Here is a 13,170-nt window from a genome sequence, read left to right on the forward strand (position 1 = left end):
AATTGATAGTTACTACTCTTCCTGATCTGCTCCGTAGTAACTGTTTCCATCTCAAGTGGTAGATTCAAGTTATTATTAAAGCTGGTTTTTATCAAAAATGATTCAGACAAAAGTCACGAATCTACCCATGACTAAAGTCATACAAAAATTTATATTTATCAAAAGCTTGGGGGATGCGTTAATAACGCATCCTACTATATCAATATGAAAGACAAAATCAGTCACAAATCATCTTTAGCCAAAATTTTCATCATAGCTTTGACTCTGAGTACTACTCTTAGCAGTTGTACGCCAGAAAAAAGAACTATGTTGCGATTAACTGCAGAGACTTTTCGTAATCAGGCGGTTGAGGCGATCGCATCAGTAAAAAAAATCTACCAACTGAATGACTTACCTCTAGAACCTGAGATTTCTCGTGATTTTGTAGTTGAGCAATTACTTAGCGATCGCAGAATTAATTTTGGCGATCCGAGGGAAGTAGATAAAATTATTACGGGAGAAAATCAATCAAATAATCAGCCTTCAGATTTGGAGCGAGAACTTGATGCTTTGCAGTCAGAATATGACACCGCTATAGAGATTTTTAACAATTTAGAAACAATCGACTATGGTAGTGTCAAAATAGTAGCTCAAACTGCCCAACCAGCGCGATGTTTAACAGTCAAAATGCTGCTTTTAGCTAAACAAATTCAGCAGAAGCCACCAAAACCAAACAATCCGCAACGGGTACTAATTGGTTTGAAACTACAACAGCTTCAGAGAAAGTATAATAATCCTAATACATATTCCCAAATCGGCCCAGAAGAAATTAAGCGTCAAGTTGCTGAACAAATAGATGCGTGGTTAAAAGTAAATGCTGCCGAACAGCAAATACTAAATGAATCCATATCTAGGCTGTTAATAGCAGCTGATACAGGTAGAAAACTCTCAAAACTGATTGATGAATACCCTTCTTTGAGTTTTGAAGCGATCGCAACTCGAATTACTAAAATTGTTGGAGTAGCTAACACCGTTACTGGTAGAGACTACAGTTCAATTTTATCGAGAATTAATAGTATCGAACAATCGATCAACGCAGATAAAACTTTGCAAGGGTTTTTCCAAGAAGTATCTCAAAATAATTTACGTTCGCAACCTTTAAAATCTCAATTATGTCAAAATTAATAAGAATTAATCAGATATGAAAAATCTAGACAATTTTGATGATTCTGTAATTACAGAAAGTAATGATATTTTAGAAAAATTACGAGATATAATTCTGCAATTAAAAGCCGTTCCTAACAATTATATAGATGTGTCAAATCTAGATAACCTAGAACAAGATTTACAAAATATTCTGCCGCAGCTTCAGTTTGCACTGCTCAATGCTCAAGAAGAAAAAAATTGGCAACAAGTTAATAAGTTAAGAGAAGCAGTGCGAGAATGTAAAGACACACTCAACAGTGTGAGAGCCGCAATTATTAGAGCCACAATTATCGGGATTAATCCTGCTAATTTAGCGGAAATGCAAAAAATATTGCAGGAAATTAAGTCAAATTCTCAAACTCAATCGCAGGTAGAATATATTGTTTATGTACTTCGCTTTATGCGGAAATTGTTTATGTAGTGAACATAAAATATTATGTTTGGTTAAATTATGCATCTCAATTCTTGCAATGCATATTTCAATATGTAAGAATAAAAATCATATTTAACTCATAATCAAGATAAACTCTGCGCCCTGAGCATTTGATTGCAAGTGAAATTACTGAACAGGACATGGCGTAAACTAATTTTGGGCTTAAGTTGCTTGTTACTCATAATTGCTTGTAATGGATTGCAACCTACAAGCACCACAAGCCCGAAGTTAGAATTAACAACTCTGAAAGTGGCTACAGACCCTACATTTGTACCCTTTGAGATGAAAAATGCCAATGGGTATTTAGAAGGGTTTGACATTGATTTGATGAATGCGATCGCACAGGTAGTCGGTTTACAAGTTCAATGGGAAAGCCTCCCGTTTGACGGGATGATATCTACTTTGCAAGCCAAAAGAGTAGATGCAGCTATTAACGGTATTACAATTACTGCGGAACGCTTGAAAACCATTGACTTTTCCCGACCTTATTTTAAAGCTGGACTTGCGATCGCAGTTCGAGAAAACAAGCAAGATATCAAAGATTTAGATAGCCTCAAAGGTAAAAAGATAGGCGTACAAATTGGTTCAACGGGTGCAGATTTTGCTAAAACAATCCCCAATGCCAAAATTAGTACATACAACTCCGGCCCTGATTTCTTTCAAGATTTACTTAATGGTAATGTTGATGCGGTAGTTGGCGATGCCTTTGCTACTTTATACGCAATTAAAAATGGTAATCTCAAAGGTATTAAAGTGGTTACCAATTTACTCACAGAAGAATTCTACGGAATCGCTACACCTAAAGATTCTCCTTATTTGGCAACAATTAATCAAGGTATAGGTATTTTGTTATCCAATGGCACTTATCAACAAATTTATCAAAAATGGTTTAATATCAAGCCGCCACAATTACCAGAAAAAGTATAGTAATCCGATTAAAATTTAACAAAATATATTTATATGTAGGATGCGTTACGCTATCGCTAACGCATCATATATCAAATTCAAAAATCAAATATGAGATGGGTATGTAATACCAATTTGAAAAAAGAATACGACAGATTGTAGGGACACGGCATTGCCCATTGGTGTCAACTTAACGTGAAACCCTCTTGGTTGCAAGGTTTCGCCCTCACCCCCAGCCCCTCTCCCACAGGGAGAAGGGAGCAAGAGATTTAGTTCCCCTTCTCCTCGGGGAGAAGGGGTTAGGGGATGAGGGCGCGAGGTATTTGTACAACGCCCGCCCTATATCGCTTTTAGCTTAAGTTGACACGTATGGGCATTGCCGTGCCTTCTAGCATACATATATTGATGTGTCGCAAACATGATTTGAATTGGTATAAGTAGTAGGGCACGGCACCAGTAAGATAATTTGACATACCACAAGATTGTGGATGCCGTGCCCCTACAAAGAATTTATTTGTCTATTCTTTAGTAAATCCAATCATTTCATCAGTTGGTTCATCCAGCATTTCTGGTACTAAAGCAGGGTTAGATCTACGTTCTTCTGCTGATTGTTCTCGAATCACATCATCCATTTTTGCTGGGTGCTTAATTTTATCCAGTACCTCTGGACTTAATTCTGATGCATCTGCCTCCGGATTCATCTTTTCGGCTTGGCTAGGAACAGTTTCTTTATTCATGAATATTTCCCCAAATTTATACGCCAAGCTTAGATTTTCTAGTTACTAAGCACACACTATCTGGAGGCTTAAATTATTATTAGCTGGAAAGTGCTGAGTTGTACAGACGCGATTAATCGCGTCTGTACAAGAGTAAAACCCATGATGATAACTGGTGCTTAGTCTACAGTTTAGGATTAGCAATGATTGAGCGCAGCCAATAACCTTTACTATAGAAGACGTAAAGGTTCTGTATATTTCGTTTCAAAACAGGAAATTCAGCAGTGCTACCAAATAAGCCCCCAGGGGGGAATAAAACTCAACGTTGGACATTGTCGCAACTTTTTGGCTTGGCAAGGCGCAATCCACTCATGATTTCTAGGTGGGTTCTATGTTGGGCTGCTGTGGGGACTGCGAGTGGTATATTTGCTGGTTTGTATTGGAATGTTCTAGAACTAATTATTCACAAACTCCAACGCTTTGAGGGTTTGAGTCTGCTGCTAGTAATGCCACTATGCGGTTTATTAGTGGGCTTGGTGATTCATTTTTTGGGAAATCCAGGCGAAATCGCGTTGATTGTCGATAATATCCACTTTCGCGGCGGAAGGCTGGATACTCGCAAAAATCCCTCAATGATTCTTGCTTCCCTAGTTAGTATCTCAGCTGGTGGTAGTGCTGGGCCAGAAGCGCCTCTAGTGCAAGTAACTGGTTCTTTTGGTACGTGGGTAGCCGATCGCCTTAAACTCCAAGGAGAAGATTTGAGATCCATGAGTTTAGCAGCGATGGCGGCTGGTTTTACTGCTTTGTTTGGTTCTCCTTTGGGTGGTGCAATGTTCGCTTTAGAGATTTTGCATCATCAGCATATTGTGGAATATTACGAAGCTTTGATGCCAGCGATTGTTGCGAGTTGCGCTAGCTACTTGGTATTTGCTGCAATTACACATTTAGGAATTGCACCTACCTGGAATTTTCCCCAATATAACTTAGCCAACATAGATGATTTTGCTTTAGCGATCGCCTTTGGGATTTTAGGCGCAGTTGCGGGCTGGATTTTTATAGCGATTTTTCGGTTTTGCGATCGCGCTTTTTCTCGTATTCCTGGCCCCATATATTTCCGTACCACACTAGCAGGTTTAGGATTAGGCGCTTTAGCCGTTGTCTTACCGCTTACCCGTTATTTTGGCCATGAAGAATTAGAATCTGTCGTCAATACTAATCTTCCGGCGATGTTTTTGTTGATATTAGCCTTGGGTAAAATGGCAGCTATCAGCATGACAGTTACAGGCGGTTGGCGGGGTGGATTTATCATCCCCTTATTTTTTACTGGCGCTTGTATAGGTAAAGCCGTAGCCATCTTAATTCCCGGAGTTCATCCTGCTTTAGCAATGATTTGTACAATGGCGGCGATTAATGCAGCCGTGACACGCACACCCATTAGCACAACTTTGTTGCTATCAAAACTCACTAACTTCAGTCCCTTCACACCAATACTCTTTGCCAGTTTAATGGGATTTTTCCTCGCTCCAAAAGTTCCCTTGATTGCATCTCAACTCAAGCATCAAACAGAGGTAGCTAATTAACCCGCTTTTGTCACTCTCCGAAAACATTTGCCATTTCTGAATTAAGCGAGCTTTTATCTACCAAGGGTTAACACGATTTTTTTCTAATAGGATAGCTTGTATTGATTGCCTGATGAGGTTTCTAGGGATTACCCTCGCGGAGAGTGACAGAACAGGGCTACGGTGTACCCACAAGTCTTATAACTTAGCCCCGTAACGTTTCGATCCCCCTGACTCCCCTTTTTAACGGGATTTAAGGGTATCCAACCAAACGTCAATCATTTTTTATAAAGACTAGATAAATTATCTATTAAGAATACATTAACCTTCGTAAAAATACTGGGATATTTCTCTGGTACATGATAAATTTTCATAAAATTTAAGTATTAATCATGAATTGTCTAAATTAGTAATCAATAAAAATACAAACAAACGTTTTATTGATTAGTCATGACAGTATCGGGGATTTTCCCTGAAACTCTTATGCTTAGGTAACAAAGGTCATCAGCTGATTCCTCCTTAGGGTGTCTAGGTGCTTCTATATTTCTCTATGTACATCATTGGTTTTCTTCTCCCTAATGCCAAAATGCTGATTACTAATTCCAAATGAATAGTAATCGGCAGCTTTTTATGTTCAGGTCTCCAATTCATAATTAATACTGAAATTTCAAATCAATTGTCTACATAGCTCTAGCAACAATCGCCAGCTAGAACAAATCACTTTATCAATTCCTGGATTTAATTAAGGTATGAACATGAATCAAGAAAAATATTTGATGACACCCAAGCTACATTCTATTTCCCGTAATCAATCACGCATTTTGATAGTATCAATGCGTGAAGTTGCTAAGTTAGTAGGATTTTGTAGCTTATATGAATTTGAAGATGTCATCTACGATGCCGATGCTACTGATATGCTCACACCTTTGAGTACAGATGATGGCATCGTTAGAAAAGTCTACAAATTAGCTAAGTATTTAACTAATTCTCAAAAATTAGCTAATTTCTTAGTACCGGGAACTAATCCATACTTTCTTGAACAAGAGTATGAACTATTTTTTCCCGTATTTAATTCTCCTTTTGAACTTTTCGCACTGCACGCATTTAAAAATTGGCGGCAAAAATGTAGCCAAGCAGTTTGTTATATAGATGAATTTTGGGAAACATATCTGCAGCCATCCAGTCTATATTTTCTTGAATATTTAAAAGATTTCGACCATATTTTTCTCGGCAATAAAAATTCAGTCGAAGCAGTTGCTAAAATTACAGGCCGTCCTTGTAGCTATCTACCACCTGGGATTGATACATTAAAATTCTGTCCCTATCCACAGTTACCTCACCGCAGTATTGATGTTTCCTATTTGGGTCGGCGTTCACCTGTAACTCATCAAGCTCTATTAGAGTATGCACAACAGCAACAAATTTTTTATTACTACGATACAATCAAAGCTTCCGGAACTAAAAATGCTGCTAAACAACAAACATTTGCGGTGAATAATGCCCGAGAACACCGCATTTTGTTTGCTAATTTAAACAAGAGAAGCCGTTATTTCTTTGCTAACCGCGCACGCATTAACGAAGCAGAAGCGACAAAAAATAAACAAGAGTTTGGCCCACGCTTCTTTGAAGGAGCAGCTGCTGGTGCAGTCCTCATTGGCGATCCACCAATGACAGAGGAATTCTACAAACATTTTGATTGGCCTGATGCAATTATCAAAGTTCCCTTTGATGCTCCAGAAATTGGCGAGATTATTTCTGATTTGGATTCACAGCCTGATCGCTTGGCAAGAATTAGCAGAGATAATGTTGTCAATACATTACTCCGACATGACTGGGTATATCGCTTACGCACAGTACTTGAAACAATAGATGTTAAACCTAGCCAAATCATGTTAGCTAGAGAAGCTAAGTTAAAGAAACTAGCTTATGAAATCCAGCACGCTTTAGATGCATCATTAGTTAGTTAGAAACTCATAATGATTTTTAGCTAATTGGTATTATCTTTTTTGTATAAGCCATTTTAAGTGCCTTGTGTATGGGGAAAGTAAATTCACACTTTTCCCATTTTCTTTTTGCTGAATCAAATTATATTTACTAGAATATTTGGCTGATCTAAATTTATGATTGAGATCATACCAATTTGAGAAAAGAATACGACAGTAGAAGCACGGTATTGCCTTGCCCTCTAGAATATTATTGATGTGTCGCAAACATTATTTGATTAAATTTTAAGAAGCGTTTCACCAAAAGATTAGCAATTGACCTATAAGTTTTTCTAAATTACCGAAATCCTCTTACTCCTTGTCTATTTTTAGATAGTAGTGTATAGATATAATTAAAATTTATTCTTGAGCTATTAGGTTCTCAAATTTCATAATTCTTTAGTTTCTAACTGTAGATTACGTGTTTTGATATAAGAAGTTCTTCAAAGCCTGTGAAAGTCTAAAATCACATTTCAAAATTCAATTTTCAATAATACATAATCTTAAATTGGAAAAAGAAACAATTTACTAGCGACAAGTAACTTGCTTTAAAACACTTATTAAATCAGGGTAATATCATGAACAACAATAAATATTTAATAAAACCTAAATTTAATTCTCTTTCTAATGAAAAATCACGCATTTTGTTAGTATCAATGCGTGAAATTGCTAACTTAGTAGCTTTTTGTACCTTATATGAATTTGAAGATGTACTATATGATACAGATGCTGTTGATATGGTTCAACCATTGAGTGCTAACGACGGTATCTTCAGGAAAATCTACAAGCTAGCTAAATATTTAACTAACTCCAAGCAATTGGCTGAGTTCCTCCTTCCAGGGAATAATCCATACTTACTTGAGCAAGAGTATGAACTATTCTTTCCCATATTTAATTCTCCCTTTGAACTGTTTGCGCTGCATTCGTTTAAAAATTGGCAGCAAAAATGCGATAAGTCTGTCTGTTACATAGTTGAATGCTGGGAATGGTATCTTAAGCCATCCAATAACTACTTCTTTGAGTTTTTAAAGGATTTCGACCATATTTTTCTTGGTACTAAAAATTGTGTAGAGGCAGTTGCTAAAATTACAGGTCGCCCTTGTAGCTATCTACCACCTGGGATTGATACATTAAAATTCTGTCCCTATCCCCTCTTACCTTATCGTAGTATTGATGTTTCCTATTTGGGTCGTCGTTCATCGGTAACCCATAAAGCCCTATTAGAATTTGCACAACACCAACCAATTTTTTATTACTACGATACAATCAAAGCCTCCGGAACTAAAAATGCCGCTAAACAACAAACATTTGCGGTTAACAATCACCAAGAACACCGCAGTTTATTAGCTAATTTAATTAAAAGAAGCCGCTATTTCTTTGCTAATCGCTCACGCGCTAATGAACTGAACACAGCAAAAGTTAACCAAGAGTTTGGTTCTCGTTTCTTTGAAGGTGCTGCTGCTGGTGCAGTGATGATTGGCGAACCGCCAAAAATAGAGGAATTTTACAAATATTTTGATTGGCCTGATGCAATTATCAAAGTTCCCTTTGATTCTCCTGACATCGGTGAAATTGTAACTGACTTAGATGCTCAGAGCGATCGCTTAACCAGAATTAGAAAAGAAAATGTTGTCAACTCCCTACTGCGACATGATTGGGTATATCGCTTACGAACAATCTTTGAGGCAATAGACGTTCAGCCTAGCGAAATCATGTTATCTAGAGAAGCTGAGTTAAAAAATCTCGCCAATCAGATTCATCTGTCTGATACATCATTGGTTCGTTAGTAGGTGATTGGGGACTGGGGATTGGGGACTGGGGATTGGGGACTGGGGATGAGGGAGATGAGGGGGATGAGGGAGATGAGGGGGATGAGGGAGATGAGGGGGAAAACGTAATTACCCATTACCAATGCCCAATGACGGCAGTTGCTACAACGCGGGAAACCCGCGCAACGCACTGCCTCCCCCATGCCCAATGCCCCATTCCCACTTTTCCTGTAAAATCAAGATCCTAAAGACTGTGGATCGGGAGAAATTAGGGGTGTCTACACTCGGCGTAAACATTGACCACATTGCGACTATTCGACAAGCACGGCGAACGGTGGAACCTGACCCCGTAGCAGCAGCAGTGTTGGCAGAATTGGGGGGTGCAGATGGGATTACTGTGCATCTGCGGGAAGATAGACGGCATATACAAGATAGAGATGTGCGACTCTTACGGCAAACGGTGAGAACGCACTTAAATTTAGAAATGGCTGCTACCGAGGAAATGCTAGGCATAGCTCTCGATATCAAACCAGATTATGTAACTTTAGTACCAGAAAAACGGGAAGAAGTCACTACAGAAGGTGGTTTAGATATTGTTGGGCAAATTGCTAAAATAGTTGAGATAGTTGATAAATTGCAGAGTGCTAGCATTCCAGTAAGTTTATTTATCGATGCCGAACCTTCACAAATTGCAGCATCTGCTAAAGTGAAAGCGAAGTTTATAGAACTGCATACTGGGCAATATGCTGAGGCTACTGATGAAACAAGCCGCCAGCACGAGTTAGCCGTGTTAGCTAAAGGGTGCGAGCAAGCAATTCAAGCAGGGTTGCGAGTTAACGCTGGTCATGGGCTGACTTACTGGAATGTTTATCCTGTGGCGATTCTGCCAGGGATGGAAGAACTCAATATTGGTCACACCATCATTAGTAGAGCAGCTTTGGTAGGTTTAGAAAGAGCTGTGCGTGAGATGAAGCAAGCCATCCGAGGAGAACTGTAAACGGTGAACAGTAAACAGTTAACAGCTAACAGTTAACTATGAAGAGTGCTGAGTTTTCAGTTCTGAGTGCTGAGTGCTGAGTGCTGAGTTAAAAAAACCAGCCACAAGCACTGCGGTAAGTGCCTTGTGTATCACGAGTGAGTACTTTTTACTTTACTCAGCACTCATTACTCAATCATTGCTTAGAGGGGTCTTAACTGCGTAATCCAAGAATTGGGGACACAATTTTAAGCAAAGACTTCTATGAGCGCAACACAATCTAACAGTTTGCCACTTTGGGTACAGGATCGAGATAAAGTTATTGAAGGAAGTACTGGTGCCGAATGGCGCTATCAAGAACCTCCTGATTATTCTCGCTCTAAAGAGAATTTGGCTAAAGAAAGTACGCGTAATCACCTAGATGGTACTCTAGAAGCGATCGTACAAAATTTAGTCAGAAGCTTTGAGATGGAGGTATCTTTCAAAACCAACCCACAACAGTGGTTGTCTGTTGTTAATGACCAATTTCGTGTGAGTACTAATGGAGGTCAAGAATATACCGCTACAGATTTAGCAGCCCAAGGTACTTACAATTTATTTATGGCTGATTCAGAGCATTACGTGCGATTCGTTGTTTAGTGAATCACGGTAATCAGTCCGTACATAACTAAACCAGCCTGACAGCAGATTACTGTCATCAAAGGCTGAACTCTCGGTCAGATGCAAGTGAAAGTCTTGCCATTCAGACTCAGAATTGACTCCTTATCTGCCCACACCGAACAAGCTCGGTTCTTGTAGAGTGAAGCTGGGAACAGGGCGTAATCAGACGACCGTTGCGGGTTGACACTGGCGCTAACAGGGAGTTCCTATGATGAAACAGAGCCTACAAAAGCGACTTAACTGAAGGCAGGGCGCAACGCAAAATCCCTGACCTCACTGGAGTTCATTCCCGCCGAAGATGTAATGGGTAGCGGCAAGAGTCTAGGGAATCCAGTAGTTGAATTGGCTACATCTAACGGAACAACGCCACATACTTCAACCGGGGAAACCCCGGCAACGCAGTGGCTCATCAATCTCTCCGAGGGAACGAATAAAAACTAATTGTGGGTCTTGAGACAGTCGAATCTCAGGTAGACCAGACGAGCGGAGGAATCCCCACAGTTAGGGTAGGACAGACCGTAATTGGTCTGAGGTGTTCAGAGAATACAAACTAGAGAAGAGAAAATGATTAGACACAGTTACAAAACTAGTGAATCTTGGAAAGCCTTACCGTGGAAGAAATTCCGCCGAAATCTTTTCCGCCTTCAAAAGCGCGTATTTAAAGCTGTTCAAGTTGGAGACAAGCGGAAAGCGCGGTTACTCCAAAAGCTCATTCTAAAATCCACCTCGGCTCGATTTCTTGCAATAAGACAAGTATCACAGCTAAATGCTGGTAGAAAGACGGCTGGTATTGATGGAAAGAAATCCCTCTCATTCGAGGAACGCTTCAACCTTGAAGAATTACTAAGAGTGAACAGTGGAAATTGGAAACATCAAGGGCTAAGAGAAATCCCCATCCCCAAAAAGGACGGGACTATCAGAATGCTCAAGATACCTACCATCGCGGATAGGGCTTGGCAATGCCTAGCAAAACACGCACTCGAACCAGCACACGAAGCCACTTTCCACGCCAGGAGTTATGGGTTTAGAACTGGGCGTTCTGCCCATGATGCACAACAATACATCTTTAACAACCTCAACTCCAGAGTCAACGGAATAGAGAAACGAGTTATTGAACTCGATATTGAGAAGTGCTTCGACAGGATTAACCACTCAGCAATAATGGACGAACTCATTGCCCCTTTTGGCTTAAAACTCGGTATCTTCCGATGCCTCAAGGCTGGAGTCAACCCAGAATTCCCCGAACAAGGGACACCCCAAGGGGGAGTGGTCAGCCCTTTGCTAGCTAACATTGCGCTCAACGGGATTGAGAGTATACACAGATACCATGTGAATAAAAGACAGAGAATCACTGACAAAACCTCAGCCAGTGATATCACCGAACCATCCGTCCGATACGCGGATGACATGGTTATCATACTCCGACCCGAAGATGATGCGACAGAAATACTTGAAAGAATCAGCGAGTTCCTCCGCAAACGCGGAATGAATGTAAGCCAAAAGAAAACCAAAATTACCGCCGCGACAGATGGGTTTGATTTCCTCGACTGGCACTTCAAAGTCCAGAAAAACGGAAAGCTCAGAAGTATCCCTTCAGTGGACAACTTCAAAGCGTTCCATAAGAAAGTAAAACACATCGTCAACAACTCGAATTATGGTGCTACCACAAAGGCTGAGAAATTAGCCCCGGTAGTTAGAGGTTGGAGAAATTACCATAAGTTCTGCAAGATGAGTGGTTCCAGGAACTCCTTGTACCACATCGAAACAAGAGCCTACAAGGTATTCAACAAGGAAACCAAGCAAAACCGCTACTCTAGCAAGAAATTACTAGACAAAGCATTCCCAGCAATTTCCTACTCCGAAAACAAACACGTCATAGTCAAAGGAACAAAATCCCCCTATGACGGAGATACAGCCTACTGGAGCGAACGCAACAGTAAACTCTATGATGGCGAAACCTCTAAAGCTCTTAAGAAGCAAAACCATAAATGTGCATCCTGCGGCTTAAAATTCATCGATGAGGAACGGGTTCACCTGCATCACATCGACGGAAATCACGCCAACTGGAAGAAAAATAATCTTGAAGCAATTCATGAGAGTTGCCACGATTACAAACACATGAGCAAAAGCGCAAGCTGAGAACATCGGAAGCTGGGTGCGGTGAAAGTCGCACGCCCAGATTTAACAGAGAGGTGCGCGAGATAATACTCTCCATCGACTCAACCAAAGCTTCTGCAGAAACCTTTGAATCATCCGCTCAAATCTTCCACTCAACATTTCCACAAGGCTTTCCTTGGGAAGTTTTGGAAGTGTACTCTGGGCCACCAACCGTAACATTTAAGTGGCGGCACTGGGGACATTTTCAAGGTGCATATAAAGACCATGCACCAACTGGAGAGACAGTAGAAATTATCGGCATGAGCGTTGCCAAAGTTACCGATGACTTGCGGATAATTTCTGTAGAACACTACTTTGACAATACGCTGTTTTTAGAGAAGCTGACAGCTGGCGGCAAACTCTCAAGTAGTGAAAACAAGGCAAGTGCTTGTCCCTTCAGTTCTTGGTTTAAAAAACTCAAGAAGAGTTAATTTTTAAGGGTACAGTATATAAACTGTACCCTTGAGTTAATCATTAATAACCAAAGGATCAAAATGGCAACTTACTATTACGTTTTGGCAAGTCAAAAATTTTTAATACAAGAAGAACCCTTAGATGAGGTACTTAAAGAACGTACCCGTCACTACCACGAACAAGAAAAAGAAATTGATTTTTGGTTAGTAAAGCAACCTGCGTTTTTAGAAGCACCAGAAATGGCTGAGATTAAAGCCAAGTGTCCTCAACCTGCGGCGGCAATTATTTCTACCGACAAACCATTTATTACTTGGTTGAAACTGCGATTGGAATATGTAATTGTAGGCGAGTTTGAAGCACCTTCAGCAACAATCTCCGATCCTTTAGCATCATTGGCTACCGTGTCTTAATAT

Annotated in this window: 11 protein-coding genes and 2 pseudogenes; 12 read left to right on the top strand and 1 reads right to left on the bottom strand. The window is 40.0% G+C overall.

Going from position 1 to position 13,170, the window contains the following annotated elements:
* Nucleotides 1-204 precede the first annotated feature (204 nt).
* From HG267_RS33805 to HG267_RS33815, 3 genes are all read left to right on the top strand, one after another.
* Nucleotides 205-1,164 (top strand): hypothetical protein, encoded by a 960-nt coding sequence (locus HG267_RS33805; RefSeq protein ID WP_081584149.1) that lies wholly within the window; start codon nt 205-207, stop codon nt 1,162-1,164.
* A 16-nt stretch (nt 1,165-1,180) separates the two neighbouring features.
* Nucleotides 1,181-1,606: a hypothetical protein gene (locus tag HG267_RS33810; protein ID WP_045874079.1), complete on the top strand. Its 426-nt coding sequence runs from the start codon at nt 1,181-1,183 to the stop codon at nt 1,604-1,606.
* Between the two features lie 132 nt (nt 1,607-1,738).
* Nucleotides 1,739-2,545, top strand: coding sequence for a basic amino acid ABC transporter substrate-binding protein (locus tag HG267_RS33815; RefSeq protein ID WP_045874157.1), 807 nt, complete (start codon nt 1,739-1,741; stop codon nt 2,543-2,545).
* Between the two features lie 497 nt (nt 2,546-3,042).
* Here the strand turns inward: HG267_RS33815 and HG267_RS33820 are convergent, their stop codons facing one another.
* Nucleotides 3,043-3,261 carry a hypothetical protein gene (locus HG267_RS33820; RefSeq protein WP_045874080.1) on the bottom strand — a complete coding sequence of 73 codons (219 nt, stop codon included), beginning with the start codon at nt 3,259-3,261 and terminating at the stop codon, nt 3,043-3,045.
* 263 nt (nt 3,262-3,524) lie between these two features.
* On the opposite strand from HG267_RS33820, the gene HG267_RS33825 reads away from it, so the two are divergent.
* The 9 genes and pseudogenes from HG267_RS33825 to HG267_RS33865 all read left to right on the top strand — a co-directional run bounded on the left by HG267_RS33825 (nt 3,525) and on the right by HG267_RS33865 (nt 13,167).
* Nucleotides 3,525-4,820 carry a chloride channel protein gene (locus tag HG267_RS33825; RefSeq protein ID WP_045874081.1) on the top strand — a complete coding sequence of 432 codons (1,296 nt, stop codon included), beginning with the start codon at nt 3,525-3,527 and terminating at the stop codon, nt 4,818-4,820.
* A 734-nt stretch (nt 4,821-5,554) separates the two neighbouring features.
* Nucleotides 5,555-6,766 (top strand): glycosyltransferase, encoded by a 1,212-nt coding sequence (locus HG267_RS33830; RefSeq protein WP_052335414.1) that lies wholly within the window; start codon nt 5,555-5,557, stop codon nt 6,764-6,766.
* A 593-nt stretch (nt 6,767-7,359) separates the two neighbouring features.
* Nucleotides 7,360-8,568, top strand: a complete 1,209-nt coding sequence (locus tag HG267_RS33835) for a glycosyltransferase (protein ID WP_045874082.1) — start codon at nt 7,360-7,362, stop codon at nt 8,566-8,568.
* 35 nt (nt 8,569-8,603) lie between these two features.
* Nucleotides 8,604-8,798 (top strand): hypothetical protein, encoded by a 195-nt coding sequence (locus tag HG267_RS33840; protein WP_210403139.1) that lies wholly within the window; start codon nt 8,604-8,606, stop codon nt 8,796-8,798.
* Between the two features lie 26 nt (nt 8,799-8,824).
* The gene (locus HG267_RS33845; protein WP_045874083.1) at nt 8,825-9,547 is read left to right on the top strand and encodes a pyridoxine 5'-phosphate synthase; all 723 of its coding nucleotides are present in this window, start codon (nt 8,825-8,827) and stop codon (nt 9,545-9,547) included.
* 243 nt (nt 9,548-9,790) lie between these two features.
* Nucleotides 9,791-10,147, top strand: a pseudogene (locus HG267_RS33850) (SnoaL-like polyketide cyclase); the annotation flags it as partial.
* A 603-nt stretch (nt 10,148-10,750) separates the two neighbouring features.
* Nucleotides 10,751-12,325 (top strand): group II intron reverse transcriptase/maturase, encoded by a 1,575-nt coding sequence (locus tag HG267_RS33855; protein WP_045874084.1) that lies wholly within the window; start codon nt 10,751-10,753, stop codon nt 12,323-12,325.
* An 86-nt stretch (nt 12,326-12,411) separates the two neighbouring features.
* Nucleotides 12,412-12,774: pseudogene (locus tag HG267_RS33860) on the top strand (SnoaL-like polyketide cyclase); the annotation flags it as partial.
* 63 nt (nt 12,775-12,837) lie between these two features.
* On the top strand, nt 12,838-13,167 hold the full coding sequence (locus HG267_RS33865) for an MgPME-cyclase complex family protein (RefSeq protein ID WP_045874085.1): 330 nt from the start codon (nt 12,838-12,840) through the stop codon (nt 13,165-13,167).
* Nucleotides 13,168-13,170 lie beyond the last annotated feature (3 nt).

The sequence above is a fragment of the Tolypothrix sp. PCC 7601 genome (genome assembly GCF_025677855.1).
In the GTDB taxonomy this organism is placed as follows: Bacteria; Cyanobacteriota; Cyanobacteriia; order Cyanobacteriales; family Nostocaceae; genus Aulosira; species Aulosira diplosiphon.